Here is a 14,540-nt window from a genome sequence, read left to right as displayed (position 1 = left end):
CGCCCGCCGTCAATGCTGGCGCAGGTCCTGCCCGCCGCGCAGGTGCCGCGCCAGCTCGAAGCCGATCTCGATCATCAGGCCATCGACGAGCTTGGCCAAGGCCGGCCGATTGAGACCCTCGACGAGCCCCCGCATCGCGATCGCGTGTTCGGCCATGCGGTTCACCAAGCGCTCGGCCTGCTGCAGGTTCGCGGCGCGGTTCTCCGTGAGGTCGATGGCGATGCCGCAGCCGCGGATCGCCCTGCCCGACGCGTCCTGCTCGATCCGGCCGCGCATGAGCAGGTTTCGCACGCCATGGCGCGCATGCAGGGTTCGAAACTCCGCCTCGAACGGGCCCCCGGACTCGCCCGCGACGTGAAGGTGATTCTCGATCCTGGCCCGGTCGTCGGGATGCATGCGCTCCAGGAAGATCGCCACCGGCACGCCTTCGGCCGCCCGCTCCGGATCGATCCCGAGAATCCGCGCGAAGGGCGCCGTGAGGGTGATGTGCCCCTCCCAGAGATCGTGCATCCACGATCCCACGAAGCCGGAGGCTTCCAGGGCCGCCGCGAGGTCGGAAGGCGCGCAAGGCAGGACATCGGCCATGGAAATCCTTCAACGGCGCCGAAGGAGCCCTGCCCTCGGGCCAGTGGATCGCCGCGAGGATAAACCTGAGGTTTCCTTTGCGCTCGCGTTGCGGGTCGAGCTGCAGCAGATCTAAGCCATGGAGGGCGTTATGAAAAGGGCAATACTGAAATGAACCCTGAAGTTGACAACCTAAGATAATATTTTCGTTTGAGCATAAAAGTAGCATTTGCTCTCGGGAACATCTGCCAAGATTCTCTCCCCGCCGGCGTCCTGTGATCCGAGGATGCGTTGATCCCGGGCGTCTTTAACCTCCCGTTAACCATGATCAGCGACATCACGGATCCGCGCATCCTTGGGTCGGAGGACGACGGCACGGCCGTTCTCCCCGCGACCTCAGGCCGTGCGGCGCCGCCGGTCCGATCGGCCGTGCCCTAACCCTAAGTTGTCAGTGCCCTCGTCGCAGTCGCGGGGAGCGCGAGCCAAGGAAGGCCGGGATGAAAGCCATCACGTTCGTCACGCAGAAGGGAGGCAGCGGCAAGAGCACGCTCTGCATCTCGCTCGCGGTCGCGGCCCAGGAAGCCGGGCACTCCGTCTGCATCCTCGAGATGGACCGGCAGGCGACGATCAGCGACTGGCTCGATCATCGGACCGCCGAGGGGCCGGAAGTGGCGCAGATCGATGCGACGCAGATCGACGCCGTGATGGTGCAGCTGCGCGAGTCGGCCTACGACTACGTCTTCATCGACACGCCCGGCGTCGATTCCACCGGCACGCTCTCGGCGATCCGCGCCGCCGATCTCTGCATCATTCCCTGCCGCCCGACCCCCGCGGATCTGCGCGCCTTCAAGCCGACGCTGGCCGCCGTCTACCGGCTCGAGAAGAAGTTCGCCTTCGTGCTGAACCAGACGCCGCCGCGCTCCTACCGCATCCGGGATGCCGCCGACGGACTCGCCGTCCTGGGCATCCTGCCCGACGTCAACATCGTGGCGCGCACCGATCATCAGGACGCCATCGGCGTCGGCCAGGGCGTGACCGAGTTCAACCCGAAGGGCCAGGCGGCGACCGAGGTGCGTCGACTCTGGAGCTGGATCGAGCGACGGATGCAGGGGGCCAAGCATGTCAAAGCCGCCTAAGCTCAATCTGGCCTCGATCGTCGCTGCGGCGGCGCCGACGCCGAAGCCCGTGCCGGCCAAGCCCGTCCTGGTGCAGGGGCCGCCGACCGCCGAGATCGTCCAGCTCGACGTCGCTCCGGCGCCTGCGCGTCGGCCGAGCGCCACCCTGAAGGAGCGCGCCCGCCAGATGTCGGTCTATCTCGAGCCGCCGGTCTACGATCAGCTGCGCGACCTCGCCTATGCGGAGCGCACCAAGATGCACGCCATCATGCTCGAGGCCCTCGACCTTCTGTTCAAGCAGCGCGGCGCGCGCTCGATCGAGCAGCTGAAGGAGACGATCGCCCGCTGAGGCCGAGGGCGCGTGTGCCGGATGGCGAGAAGGTCATCTCGGCAAAGACTTGTCGGCGATCTTTGATGCGCTTTCCTGGGTGATGGCCTCTCGGGACGAGAGGCCATCCCGATCCTGCGCGCCGCTATCGAGCGGATGCGTGGCCCCGCACGATTTTTCTCAATCATTTCCGGATATTCGGGCAGCGGGTTCATTCTGTGCGCGAACGGATCTCTCGATATTTGGGTGTTGAGAACACCCTGCCGGCACCGGCCATTCAGCTTTCCTTTACGGCGTCCCGACAATTCTCCGTGTCTCCGGGCGGGCGGCTTCGCGGCCACTCTCCCGGCAGGGCGTCTCCGGCCGTGCTCACCGCGCCGGATGCGGCCGGTGGCGTATGCGGTGAGCCCGAGTGGTTGGTATGGCGCGTTCGACGAAGGCCGGGATGGCGCAACTGCGCGCACGCCCGCTCCGACGCATTCTCGCGGTCTCGGCCATCGCGCTGGCGACCGCCAATTGCAGCACCAACCCGCAGAAATTCGCCGCCACCTCGTCCGGCAACGGCGTCGATCCGAAATACGGGGTCAAGGCCAGCCCGCGCCTCTACAACGAGGGCGACGTGATTCCGAAGGGCGGCGGACGCCGCTTCTCGGGCAAGCCCTACGTGGTGGCGGGCCGCACCTACGTGCCCCGGGAGGATGCCCGGGGCTACGTGCGGGAGGGGCTCGCGTCCTGGTACGGAAGCGCCTTCCACGGTCGCCAGACGGCCAATGGTGAGGTCTTCGACCGCCACTCCATCGCGGCCGCGCACCCGACCCTGCCGCTGCCGAGCTACGCCCGGGTCACCAACGTGGCGAACGGGCACTCGATGATCGTTCGGGTCAACGATCGCGGCCCCTATCACGCCGACCGCGTGATGGATGTGTCGGAGGCGGTGGCCGAGGCCCTCGAGTTTCATCGGCGGGGCACCACCCGGGTGCGCGTCGAGTATGTCGGCAAGGCCTCGGTCGCCGGCAGCGACGATCGCAAGCTGATGGCGACCCTGCGCACCGACGGACAGCCGGCCGCCGTGGGCGGACGCTCCCCGGTCATGCTCGCGGATCTCGGCCAAGACGCTGCCGAGACCACCGAGCCCCTGGCCCGCACGCGGGCTCCGCTCGCCTTCAAGCCGCGGGAGGAGGCACCCGAGGAGGCGCCGGTGATCCGGCAGCCGCGGCCTGCCCCGGTGCTCCTGGCGAGCGCCGCCGTCGCGGTGCCGCCCGCGTTGCAGCCGAATGCCCCGCGCTCCACCCCGTTCCGCCCCGAGACGACATCCGCGCAAGGGCACGCATTCGCGGCGGCCAAGGGCCACCGGCCCCTCGCGACCGCCCCGACGACCCAGGTCGCCGGCCTCAATCCGGGGCGCGCCACCCCGACGAAGCTCGCGATTCCCGCGGCCGCCGGCAAATCCGGGCCGATGCCCGCGGCGCCCGTCCACCTCGCGTCACGGGGCTCGCCCGCCCCGGCCAAGCCGGGCTTCGCTTCTGGTCCGAAGCCGCCGGAGCCCGTGCGTGTCGCGGTCGGGCGTGCCGCGCCGGCCGCGATCCCGGTTTCCGCCAAGCTGGCGATGGCGAAGCTCGCTGCGGCTCCGAATGCCGCCCCGCCCGGCAAGACCACGGGCCCGGCCTCCGCGCCGGCCAAGCCCCAACGGCCCCGTTCGCGGCTGGCGGAGATCTACTGAGCGCGGCCCCGGATCGCGCCGGCCCGGATCTCGGAAACGGTAATCAGCTCCCAGCTCACATGGCGCCCGCGGCGAACTTGCGTTCGATTTGGCGGGCAAACCGCTGTAGGGTCTCGCTTTGCGGGGCATAGGGAACGGACGCCGGCGCGGCGATCCGAAGGCGAGGGTATCGATGCGTGTGAGATCCATCCGGGCGATCCTCGCGGCCCTGTCCTGTCTCGGCCTCCTCGCCCTTCCGACGGCCCGGCCCGCGCTCGCGCAGAATTTCCAGACCGCAGCCCCGCACGCGATCCTGATCGATGCGGATTCGGGCTCGGTGCTGTTCGAGAAGGCGGCCGACGAGCCGTTCTCGCCGGCCAGCATGGCCAAGCTGGTGACCACCGAGATCGTCTTCGACGCCCTGAAATCCGGCCGTCTCACCATGGACACCGAGTTCACGGTGACGGAGGACGCGTGGCGCCGGGGGGGGGCCGGAGGCGGCGGCTCCTCGATGTTCGCCCAAGTCAACAGCCGCATCAAGATGTCGGACCTGCTGCGCGGCCTCATCGTGCAGTCCGGCAATGACGCGGCCATCACGATCGCGGAGAACATGGCAGGCTCGGAAGAGGCCTTCGCCGGTATGATGAACGCCAAGGCCAAGGAACTCGGCCTGACGAAGTCGGTCTTCCGCAATGCCACGGGCTATTCCGCGCCGGACCAGAAGGTGACTGCCCGCGATCTCGCCAAGCTCGCGATGCACCTCATCGACACCTACCCGGACCTCTACAAAATCTTCGCCGAGCGTGAGTTCACCTGGAACAAGATCAAGCAGCAGAACCGCAATCCGCTGCTCGCCCTCGATATCGGGGCGGATGGCCTCAAGACCGGCTATCTCGAGGAATCCGGCTACGGGCTGACCGGATCGGCCGTGCAGAGCGGACAGCGCCTCATCATGGTGGTGAGCGGCCTCAAGACCGCCCGCGACCGCGCCGCGGAATCCCGCAAGCTGATGGAATGGGGTTTTCGCGCGTTCGAGCCGCGTCAGGTCTTCACCGCCGGCGAGACCGTCGCGGAGGCCTCGGTCTTCGGCGGCGAGAAGGGCAGCGTCCCCCTCGTCGCCAGGAAGCCGGTGCGCCTCCTGCTGCCGCGCGGCTCGGGCGAGCGGATCTCGGCGCGCGCCGTCTACCAGGGACCGCTCACCGCACCGGTGGAGCAGGGCCGCGAGATCGGCCGCCTGCGCATCATGCGCGGCGACGCCGTGGCCCTCGACCAGCCGCTCTACGCGGGCGAGACCGTGGCGGCGGGCACGATCCCGCAGCGGGCGCTCGACGCCGCCCTCGAGGTCGGCACCGGCCTGTTCCGGCGCGCCTTCAGCAAGGCCAGCAACCCCTCGTGAAGGCGGTCCCGCCAGCCGGCGTCTTCATCACGTTCGAGGGCGGGGAGGGGGCCGGCAAGTCGACCCAGGTCGGCCGCTTGGCCCGCTACCTGCGCGAGCGGAGCGGCCGCGAGGTCGTGACCACCCGGGAGCCCGGCGGCTCGACGCGGGCGGAGGAAATCCGCGAGGCCCTGCTGGCCGGCATCGCCAAGCCCTACGGAGCCTTCGCGGAGGCGCTGCTGTTCACCGCGGCCCGGATCGACCATCTCGATCGCCTGATCCGGCCGGCGCTGCGGCGCGGCGAGATCGTGCTCTGCGACCGCTTCGCGGATTCGACCCGCGCGTATCAGGGCGCGGCGGGCGGGCTCGATGCCAGCATCGTCCGGGCGCTGGAGCGCATCGCCGTGGGCGACACCCGGCCCGACCTCACCCTGATCCTCGATCTCCCTCCCGAGGCGGGCCTTGCCCGCGCGCGCGCGCGGGCCGACGACGCTGCGCCCGACCGCTTCGAGGCCGAGGCCCTCGCGTTCCACGCCCGCCTGCGCGCCGGTTTCCACGCCATCGCGGCCTCGGAGCCCGATCGCTGCATCATGATCGATGCGGCCCGCGAGGCCGACGCGGTCGAGGCCGAGATCCGTGCCGCCGTGGCGGCCCGCCTGCCCGGCCTGTTCCCCGCCGCCGTCACGGAGAGCCACCACGATGCCGCTTGAGCGGGCGCCCGACGATGTCGAGCCGGGAGACCTCGCCGAGGTGCCGCGCCCGCGCGAGGCGACGCGGCTCGTCGGGCACCGGGCGGCCGAGGCGGCCTTTGCCGCCGCGATCGGCTCCGGACGCCTGCACCATGCCTGGCTGCTCGGGGGCCCGCAGGGCATCGGGAAGGCGACCCTCGCCTACCGGGTGGCGCGCTGGCTCCTGGCTCATCCTGACCGTCAGCAGACGCCGGATGATCTCCACGTCGCCCCGGACCATCCGGCGGCCCGGAAGGTCGCGGCGCTCTCGCACCCGAACCTCGTCGCGTTGCGGCGCCACCGGGTGCCCGGGGCCAAGACCCTGCCCACCAAGATTCCGGTCGATGCAGCCCGCAAGGCCCTCGACCTGTTCGGTGCGACGGCCGGCAATGCGGGCTACCGCATCTGCATCGTCGACAGCGCCGAGGACCTGAATCCGAACAGCGCCAACGCGCTCCTCAAGATGCTGGAGGAACCGCCGCCGCGATCGCTCTTCCTCATCGTCAGCCACGCGCCGGGCCGCCTCCTGCCCACGATCCGTTCGCGCTGCCGCGCCCTGACGTTGAGGCCCCTCGACGAGGCGGAGGTTGCCGCCGTGATCGCGGGCTTCCCCGCTCCCTTCCAGGTGCCGGACGGAGCCTCGCTCGCGCGCGCCGCGGCTCTCGCGGAAGGCTCCGTGGCACGGGCCGTGGCGATGCTCGATCCCGCCACCGCAACCGTCGTGACCGAGGTCGAGACGCTGCTCGCGCGCCTCGATCACCCGGATTGGCGCCGCATCCTGACGCTCGCGGACAAGCTCGCGGCCCGCGAGGCCGATGCCTTGTTCGAGACGAGCCTCGAGACGGTGTTCCGCTTCGTCTCGACCGAGCTCGACCGACGCCGGGCCGAACCGCCCGCTCGCCTTGCGGCCCTGGTCGAGGTGTGTGACAAGATCGCCCGCGCCGCCCGGGAGGCCGCGACCTACAATCTCGACCGCCGGCCCCTCGTCCTGTCCCTGTTCGGGGACCTTGCAGGCGCCGTGCGGACCGCCTAGCCGCCGCGTCCCTCCGCGCGGAATGGGCGACAGGGCTTTGAAGGGCGCGTCGTCTCGCGGGAGCCCGAACCGGCCGGCTCAGGAATGCTCCGGAGCCTGCGAAATCCTTTGATCCCGTGATCCTGCCAGGTTGGGATCGCCGGGGCCCATGAACCGCGTATCCGGGGAATCTCTGACGTGACGGCCCAAAACCCGGCAAAGGGCAGATTCAGCCTCACCACCGCGATTTCCTACCCGAACGGCGCGCCCCATATCGGGCATGCCTACGAGGTGATCGCGACCGATGCCATCGCCCGGTACAAGCGCCTCGACGGCTACGACGTGCTCTTCACGACGGGCACGGACGAGCACGGCCTCAAGATCCAGCAGACGGCGGCGCGCCTCGAGACCACCCCGAGGGCGCTGGTCGATGAGATGTCCCAGAAGTTCCGCCTCATGGCAGAGGCGCTGAACTGCAGCCACGACCGCTTCATCCGCACCACCGAGCCTGACCACTACGCCGCCGCACAGGCGATCTGGCAGCGGATGCAGGACAACGGAGACATCTACCTGTCGAAATATATCGGCTGGTACTCGGTGCGCGACGAGGCCTGGTACGGCGAGGACGAGACCGAGATCGGGCCGGACGGGACGCGCCGCGCGAAGGCGACGCAGACCCCGGTCGAGTGGACCGAGGAGGAGAACTACCTGTTCCGCCTCTCGGCCTACGGCGAGAAGCTGCTCGCGCTCTACGAGGCCGAGCCCGACTTCATCGGTCCCGAGACGCGACGTAACGAGGTCGCGAGCTTCGTCCGCCAGGGCCTCAAGGACCTCTCGGTCAGCCGCACCACCTTCGATTGGGGCGTGCCGGTGCCGGATGCCCCCGGCCACGTGATGTATGTCTGGGTCGACGCGCTGACGAATTACCTGACCGTCTGCGGGTTCCCCAACGAGAGCGACCCACGCTGGCGCCATTGGCCGATCGACCTCCACGTCATCGGCAAGGACATCGTCCGCTTCCACGCGGTCTACTGGCCGGCCTTCCTGATGTCGGCGGGGTTGCCGCTCCCCAAACGCGTCTTCGGCCACGGCTTCCTGCTCTCGAAGGGCGAGAAGATGTCAAAGTCGCTCGGCAATGTCGTCGACCCGATGGACCTGATCACGACCTACGGCGTCGATCAGCTCCGCTACTTCGTGCTGCGCGAGGTGCCCTTCGGGGGCGACGGCAATTACAGCCACGAGGCGATCATCGGGCGCATCAACGCGGATCTGGCCAACGATCTCGGGAATCTCGCCCAGCGCTCCCTCTCGATGATCGCCAAGAATTGCGACGGCGCCGTGCCGGTGCCCGGTCCCCTCACGGAGGCCGACCGGGCCCTGCTCTCCGCCGCCGACGCGCTGCCCGGACAGGCGCGGGCGGCCCTGGAGGCTCTGGCGCTGCACACGGTGCTCGCCGAGATCTGGGCGGTCGTGGGCAGCGCCAACCGCTACTTCGCGGGCGAGGAGCCCTGGCGCTTGCGCAAGACCGATCCTGAGCGGATGAACACCGTCCTGTACGTCACGATCGAGACCCTGCGGGCTGTCGGCATCCTGGTTCAGCCCGTCGTCCCGACGGCCGGCGCGGCGCTTCTCGACCTGCTCGCCGTCTCGCCGGAGGCGCGGACGCTCGGTCACGTGGGCGAGGCGCATCGCCTCGTGCCCGGCACCGCCCTCCCGGCTCCCGCGCCGATCTTCCCCCGCTTCGTCGAGCCGGAGGCGGCGTGACGATCGCGCAGCCTTTCCCCTGGCGGGGAGAGAGGCTGCCGGGGGTAGCCCGCGCGTGATCGCCGCGCCACATCCCGCATCACCCTTGCCGCGCGTTCGCACCCGAAGCGGTGCGGACGATCCCGCACCTGCCCCGTAGATCCCCATGCTGATCGACAGCCACTGCCATCTCGACTTCCCGGATTTCTCCGCCGACCTCCCGGGCGTGATCGCGCGCGCCAGGGAGGCGGGCGTGACCCGGATGCTCACGATCGCGACGCGCATCGCCAAGACGGAGACCTACCGGGCGATCGCGGAGGCGCATCCCGAGGTCTGGTACACCGTGGGAACTCATCCGCACGGGGCCGCCGAGGAGCCGGAGGTCCCGGCCGAGACCATCGCCGCCCTGACCGACCATCCCCGCTGCATCGGCATCGGCGAGGCAGGCCTCGATTACCACTACGAGGACGCGGCGCCGGAGGCAGTTCAGGAGCGGGTGCTGCGCGCCCATATCGCGGCGGCTCGCGCGACCGAATTGCCCCTGGTGATCCATGCCCGCGATGCCGACGCTCACATGGAGGCGGTGCTCACCGACGAGATGAGGCGCGGTTCATTCCGGGCCGTGCTGCATTGTTTCTCGTCGGGCCGGCGCCTGGCCGAGGTCGGCGTCGACCTCGGGCTCTCGATCTCGTTCTCCGGCATCGTCACCTTCCGGCGCTCGCATGAATTGCGCGAGATCGCGCGCGCAGTGCCCCAGGACCGGATCCTGGTCGAGACCGACGCGCCGTTCCTCGCCCCCGAGCCGCATCGCGGGCGCACCAACGAGCCGGCCTACACCGCCGATACGGCGCGCTCCCTCGCCGGCACGCTCGGATTGTCCTTTCCGGACTTCGCCGCCCTGACGAGTGCGAACTTCCATCGCCTGTTCTCGAAGGCGGGCCCGGAGCCCTTGCGGGGAATGGGAGCATGACAGGACGGGCGGCACTCCTGTACCAACCGGACGGGAGGTCCGGATGGCGACGCTGACGCTGCGTATCCTCGGTTGCGGCTCATCCGGCGGCGTGCCGCGGGTCGCCTATGGCTGGGGGGCCTGCGACCCCGATGAGCCGCGCAACCGCCGGCGCCGATGCTCGATCCTCGCCGAGCGGCAGGACGGGGCAGGAACGACGATGCTCCTCGTCGACACCTCGCCGGATCTGCGCGAGCAGCTCATCGATGCCGGGATCAGCCGCCTCGATGCCGTGCTGTTCACCCATGCCCATGCCGACCACACCCACGGCATCGACGATGTCCGTCCCTTGGTCATCCACATGCGGCGGCGCATCCCGGTCTATGCCGACGCGACGACCCGGGCCCTCCTGGAAGCCCGCTTCGGGTATTGTTTCGCCACCCCGCCGGGCAGCGCCTACCCGCCGGTCCTCGATATGAACGACCTCGTCGAGGGCGAGGCGGTCTCGATCGAGGGACCGGGCGGGGCGCTGACGGCAGAGCCCTTCGGCATGGAGCACGGCAACGAGGCTGCTCTGGGCTTCCGCTTCGGGTCTGCCGCCTATGCCCCCGATGTCAGCCTGATGCCGGACGCCAGCAAAGCCCGCCTGCGGGGCCTCGATCTCCTGATCATCGACGCCCTGCGCGAGACCCCGCACCCGACCCATTACTCGGTCTCGGATGCCCTCGCGCTGATCGAGGAGGTCGCGCCACGGCGTGCCATCCTGACGAACCTCCACACCGATCTCGATTACGCGACGCTCGCCAGAAAGCTGCCGCCGCACGTGAGCCCGGCCTATGACGGGCTGAGCGTGACGACGGACCTCTGAGCGGCGCGACGAGGCTCAGGCCTGACGCCGTCCAGCGCTGGCGCCGAGGGTTTCGCGCGCGTTGCAGGTAAGGCTCGTGGGCGGGCCGCAGCGGCTGCCGGGGCGATCTTGTCCCCTCTCAGGACTAAGGAGCAGTGGATCGTCCCGCCTCCCGCAAGGCATTTTCGATTGCGCGCGATACAAGCCTGTTCAAGCGCGCGACGGTGGGGTACGAGCCGCCGAGACCGGGCCGGGACGCTATTGATCCTAAATCGTGACGATGTCTCGGTCGTCGATTTGCGGTTGTAGATTCTGCCTTTCTGACCCGATTCGTATTAATTTCGCCACACTGTTGTGGCCTTGCATCAGGCATGCCGTTTCTGCGACGTTCCAGGAAATCGGGCGGCTCCTTGGAGGACGCCGGCGTCGCCGACGCCCCCTCCGCCGAGCCCCAGGGCGGGTCTGACCCGTTCGCGGCGGAGAGTTCCGTTGCCGAGGCGATGAAACCGGGCCCACGCGGACCCGGCTGGATCGGTGCCGCCGTGGTCGCCACGGCGCTGATCTCGGCAATCGCCACCTTCCTGATCCTAGCCGGGGTGATCCGTGTGACGCCGACGCCGACGATCGGCGTGACACTCCTTGCGATCAACGTCTTCCTCGTCCTCAGCCTCGTGGTGGTGATCGCCTGGGAGGCGCGGGTCTTCCTGCATGCTCGCCGGGCCAATGCGGCGGTGGCGCGGCTTCACACCCGCATCGTCGGCCTGTTCAGCCTGATCGCGATCCTGCCCACCATCCTGCTCGCCGTGGTGGCCTCGGTGACGATCGACCGCGGCCTCTCCCTCGGCTTCACGGACCGGGTGCGCGACGTGGTGCTGAAATCCGTGGAGGTGGCGGACGCCTACCAGGAGAACCAATGCCAGAGCCTCGCCCGCGAGATCCGGATCCTCAACGACGACCTGACCCGCGCCCGACCGAATTTCGACGTCAACCGTGAGTGGTTCGAGAACTTTCTCACCACCCGCGCGACGAATCTCGGCCTGCCGGTCGCCCAGATCATGCGGGGGCCGACCGACGTGGTGGCCCGCGCCAAGATCGACATCCTGAAGCAGACGCGGCTGCCGTCGGCGGCGGCCTTCGAGGACGCGGCGAAATCGAACGATCCGATCTGCCTGCTGCCGACGGAAGGACGCATCTTCGCCGCCCTCCTGCGCATGCCGGCCTATGACGACGCGGTGCTCCTGGTTCAGCGGGAGGTCAGCCAGCTCGCCATCGACTTCCCGGGCGTCTCGCGGGCGGCGGCGGCCGAGTACCTCACCTACGATTCCCTGAAGCGCTCGATCCAGGTCACCTTCGCGTCGGTCTTCGTCCTGATCGCGCTGATCGCGCTCCTGTCGGCGGTCTGGTTCGGGCTCAACTTCGCCAATCGCTTCGTCGCGCCGATCCGGCGTCTCATCAACGCGGCCGACCAGGTCGCCTCGGGCAATTTCTACGCGCAGGTGCCGGCCCGGAAGGCCGACGGCGACCTCGCCCATCTCGGCGAGAGCTTCAACAAGATGACCCAGGAGCTGCGCCGCCAGCATGCCGGGCTGACCGCCGCGAGCGACCTGATCGACCGGCGCCGCCGCTTCACCGAGGCCGTGCTGTCGGGCGTCTCGCCGGGCGTCATCGGCGTCGATGCGGGCGGCCTCGTCACCATTGCCAATCCCGGCGCCGAGCGCATGCTCGGGCTCGCGGGCGAGGATCTCATCGGCATGCCGCTGACGCAGGTCGTGCCCGAGCTTGCGCCCCTCTTCCCCGAGGCCGAGGGCCGCCAGCGGGCGCTGCAGCAGCAGATCCAGCTCACCCGCGACGGGCGCGAGCGCACCGTGACGGTGCGGGTGACGAGCGAGCAGGCGCAGGGCGCGGCCCGGGGCTTCGTGGTGACCCTCGACGACATCACCGACCTCGTCTCGGCCCAGCGCACCTCGGCCTGGGCGGACGTGGCCCGCCGCATCGCCCACGAGATCAAGAACCCGCTGACGCCGATTCAGCTCTCGGCCGAGCGCATCCGGCGCAAGTACGGCAAGGTCATCACCACCGATCGTGAGGTGTTCGACCAGTGCACCGCGACGATCGTGCGCCAGGTCGACGAGATCAAGCGCATGGTGGACGAGTTCTCGTCCTTCGCCCGGATGCCCAAGCCCGCCATCGCCGAGCACGACCTGACCGAGATCGCCAAGCAGAACCTGTTCATGATCCGGGTGGCGCATCCCGACCTCGATTTCGCCTTCTCGGCCAGGGGCGTGGAGGGGGCCGAGCGGGTCACCGCCGCCTTCGACATCCGTCTCCTGTCTCAGGTCCTGACGAACATCCTCAAGAACGCCGTCGAGGCGGTCGCGGCGGTGCCGGAGGCGGAGCTCGGCAAGGGACGGGTCGAGCTGGCTCTGAGCGTCGAGGAGGCCTTCGCGGTGATCGAGGTGACCGACAACGGCAAGGGATTTCCGGCCGAAGGGCGCCAGCGCCTGCTCGAGCCCTATATGACGACCCGCGAGGGCGGCACCGGGCTCGGCCTCGCCATCGTCAGCAAGGTGCTGGAGGAGCATGGCGGCGGGATCGAGTTGAACGACAACCCGGCGGGGCGCGGCGGGCGCGTGCGGATGCGGGTGCCGCGCGTCCTGGCCGCCGACGCGCAGGCGGACCAGGGCTTGAGCCCGAGCTTGGGCGAGCGCCAGGGCAACCATGAAAAGCCTGGCGACCACGAGAAGCCTGGCGAACACGAAGAGAAGGGCACCGCGCGGACGGGCCCCCAGATCGCGGAGATGCTGCAATGAGCGCCGATATCCTGATCGTCGACGACGAGGCCGACATCCGCGACCTCGTGGCCGGCATCCTCGACGACGAGGGCCACCGCACCCGCACGGCGGGCAGCTCCGACGATGCGCTCGCGGCCATCGAGGCGCGGCGCCCCCACCTCGTCTTCCTCGACATCTGGCTGCAGGGCTCGCGCCTCGACGGGTTGCAGGTGCTCGACCTCGTCAAGGCGGGCCATCCCGACCTGCCCGTGGTGATGATCTCGGGCCACGGCAACATCGAGACCGCGGTCTCGGCGATCAAGGCGGGCGCCTACGACTTCATCGAGAAGCCGTTCAAGGCGGATCGCCTGATCCTGGTGGCCGAGCGGGCCCTGGAGGCCTCGCGCCTCAAGCGCGAGGTCAAGGACCTCAAGGCGCGCTCGGGCCAGGCGAGCCGGCTCGTCGGCGGCTCGGTCGCCGTCAACCAGCTGCGCCAGACGGTGGAGCGCGTGGCCCCCACCAATGCCCGCGTGATGATCTCGGGGGCACCGGGCTCCGGCAAGGAGCTCTCCGCGCGCACGCTCCACGCCTCCTCGGGCCGGGCCAACGGCCCCTTCGTGGTCATCAACGCGGCCACGATCACCCCGGAGACCATGGAGGCCGAGCTCTTCGGCGTCGAGGCGGGGGAGGGGCGGGTCCGCCGCGTCGGCGCGCTGGAGGAGGCCCATGGCGGTTCCCTCTACATCGATGAGGTCGCGGACATGCCGCGCGAGACCCAGAATCGCATCCTGCGGGTCCTGGTCGATCAGAACTTCCAGCGGGTCGGGGGCACCACCCGCGTCCACGTGGACGTGCGGATCATCTCGTCCTCCTCGCGCGATCTCGCCGAGGAGATCGCGGGCGGGCGCTTCCGCGAGGACCTGTTCCACCGTCTCTCGGTGGTGCCGATCCGCGTGCCCTCGCTCTCCGAGCGGCGCGAGGACGTGCCGGAGCTGATCTCGTTCTTCATGGATCAGATCTCGGCCGCGACCGGCCTGCCGCGCCGGCGCATCGCCGAGGATGCGATGGCGGTGCTGCAATCGCATGACTGGCCCGGAAACGTCAGGCAGCTGCGCAACAACGTCGAGCGGCTGATGATCCTCACCCACACCGATCCGGAGCAGGAGGTCACCTCCGAGATGCTGCCCTCCGAGATCGGGGCGCTGGTGCCCACCACTCCGAACGGAGCGGGCGGCGAGAAGCTGATGAGCTTGGCGCTGCGCGAAGCCCGGGAGATCTTCGAGCGGGAATACCTCGTCGCGCAGATCGCGCGCTTCTCCGGCAACATCTCGCGCACGGCCGAGTTCATCGGCATGGAGCGCTCGGCCCTGCACCGCAAATTGAAGTCCCTCGGCATCGGCCCGTGATTC

12 protein-coding genes are annotated in these 14,540 nt (G+C 69.4%); 11 read left to right on the top strand and 1 reads right to left on the bottom strand.

Annotated features, from left to right (window positions below):
* Window positions 1-9: 9 nt before the first annotated feature.
* Entirely contained in the window at window positions 10-585 is a 576-nt protein-coding gene (locus tag F6X53_RS22275; protein ID WP_151002554.1) for a PAS domain-containing protein, read from the bottom strand.
* 476 nt (window positions 586-1,061) lie between these two features.
* On the opposite strand from F6X53_RS22275, the gene F6X53_RS22270 reads away from it, so the two are divergent.
* The 11 genes from F6X53_RS22270 to ntrX all read left to right on the top strand — a co-directional run bounded on the left by F6X53_RS22270 (window position 1,062) and on the right by ntrX (window position 14,537).
* Entirely contained in the window at window positions 1,062-1,700 is a 639-nt protein-coding gene (locus tag F6X53_RS22270; protein WP_151002553.1) for a ParA family protein, read from the top strand.
* On the top strand, window positions 1,684-2,028 hold the full coding sequence (locus F6X53_RS22265; protein ID WP_151002552.1) for a ribbon-helix-helix domain-containing protein: 345 nt from the start codon (window positions 1,684-1,686) through the stop codon (window positions 2,026-2,028). Before F6X53_RS22270 ends, F6X53_RS22265 begins: the two co-directional genes overlap by 17 nt.
* Before the next feature lie 400 nt (window positions 2,029-2,428).
* A complete protein-coding gene (locus F6X53_RS22260) occupies window positions 2,429-3,727 on the top strand; it encodes a septal ring lytic transglycosylase RlpA family protein (protein WP_151002551.1) in 1,299 nt (432 codons plus the stop codon).
* 172 nt (window positions 3,728-3,899) lie between these two features.
* The gene (locus F6X53_RS22255; protein ID WP_151002550.1) at window positions 3,900-5,102 is read left to right on the top strand and encodes a D-alanyl-D-alanine carboxypeptidase family protein; all 1,203 of its coding nucleotides are present in this window, start codon (window positions 3,900-3,902) and stop codon (window positions 5,100-5,102) included.
* On the top strand, window positions 5,099-5,791 hold the full coding sequence (gene tmk / locus F6X53_RS22250; protein WP_151002549.1) for a dTMP kinase: 693 nt from the start codon (window positions 5,099-5,101) through the stop codon (window positions 5,789-5,791). Before F6X53_RS22255 ends, tmk begins: the two co-directional genes overlap by 4 nt.
* On the top strand, window positions 5,781-6,842 hold the full coding sequence (locus F6X53_RS22245; RefSeq protein ID WP_151002548.1) for a DNA polymerase III subunit delta': 1,062 nt from the start codon (window positions 5,781-5,783) through the stop codon (window positions 6,840-6,842). Before tmk ends, F6X53_RS22245 begins: the two co-directional genes overlap by 11 nt.
* A gap of 177 nt (window positions 6,843-7,019) precedes the next feature.
* A complete protein-coding gene (gene metG / locus F6X53_RS22240; RefSeq protein WP_151002547.1) occupies window positions 7,020-8,585 on the top strand; it encodes a methionine--tRNA ligase in 1,566 nt (521 codons plus the stop codon).
* 145 nt (window positions 8,586-8,730) lie between these two features.
* Window positions 8,731-9,534 (top strand): TatD family hydrolase, encoded by an 804-nt coding sequence (locus F6X53_RS22235; protein WP_151002546.1) that lies wholly within the window; start codon window positions 8,731-8,733, stop codon window positions 9,532-9,534.
* A gap of 43 nt (window positions 9,535-9,577) precedes the next feature.
* A complete protein-coding gene (locus F6X53_RS22230; RefSeq protein ID WP_151002545.1) occupies window positions 9,578-10,381 on the top strand; it encodes an MBL fold metallo-hydrolase in 804 nt (267 codons plus the stop codon).
* Window positions 10,382-10,731: 350 nt separating this feature from the next.
* A complete protein-coding gene (locus F6X53_RS22225) occupies window positions 10,732-13,170 on the top strand; it encodes a sensor histidine kinase NtrY-like (protein WP_373875926.1) in 2,439 nt (812 codons plus the stop codon).
* Window positions 13,167-14,537, top strand: coding sequence for a nitrogen assimilation response regulator NtrX (gene ntrX / locus F6X53_RS22220; protein WP_151002544.1), 1,371 nt, complete (start codon window positions 13,167-13,169; stop codon window positions 14,535-14,537). Before F6X53_RS22225 ends, ntrX begins: the two co-directional genes overlap by 4 nt.
* Window positions 14,538-14,540 lie beyond the last annotated feature (3 nt).

Origin of the sequence: Methylobacterium soli (genome assembly GCF_008806385.1) — a bacterium.
In the GTDB taxonomy this organism is placed as follows: Bacteria; Pseudomonadota; Alphaproteobacteria; order Rhizobiales; family Beijerinckiaceae; genus Methylobacterium; species Methylobacterium soli.
The sequence above is the reverse complement of the archived record's forward strand: the minus strand, read 5'-3'. Positions and strand labels throughout refer to the sequence as shown.

Coding starts and splice junctions, on each gene's coding strand:
- F6X53_RS22230 (WP_151002545.1), top strand. CDS start 9,578: ATGGCGACGCTGACGCTGCGTATCCTCGGTTGCGGCTCATCCGGCGGC.
- F6X53_RS22235 (WP_151002546.1), top strand. CDS start 8,731: ATGCTGATCGACAGCCACTGCCATCTCGACTTCCCGGATTTCTCCGCC.
- F6X53_RS22255 (WP_151002550.1), top strand. CDS start 3,900: ATGCGTGTGAGATCCATCCGGGCGATCCTCGCGGCCCTGTCCTGTCTC.
- F6X53_RS22275 (WP_151002554.1), bottom strand. CDS start 585: ATGGCCGATGTCCTGCCTTGCGCGCCTTCCGACCTCGCGGCGGCCCTG.
- F6X53_RS22245 (WP_151002548.1), top strand. CDS start 5,781: ATGCCGCTTGAGCGGGCGCCCGACGATGTCGAGCCGGGAGACCTCGCC.
- F6X53_RS22265 (WP_151002552.1), top strand. CDS start 1,684: ATGTCAAAGCCGCCTAAGCTCAATCTGGCCTCGATCGTCGCTGCGGCG.
- ntrX (WP_151002544.1), top strand. CDS start 13,167: ATGAGCGCCGATATCCTGATCGTCGACGACGAGGCCGACATCCGCGAC.
- F6X53_RS22270 (WP_151002553.1), top strand. CDS start 1,062: ATGAAAGCCATCACGTTCGTCACGCAGAAGGGAGGCAGCGGCAAGAGC.
- F6X53_RS22225 (WP_373875926.1), top strand. CDS start 10,732: ATGCCGTTTCTGCGACGTTCCAGGAAATCGGGCGGCTCCTTGGAGGAC.
- F6X53_RS22260 (WP_151002551.1), top strand. CDS start 2,429: ATGGCGCGTTCGACGAAGGCCGGGATGGCGCAACTGCGCGCACGCCCG.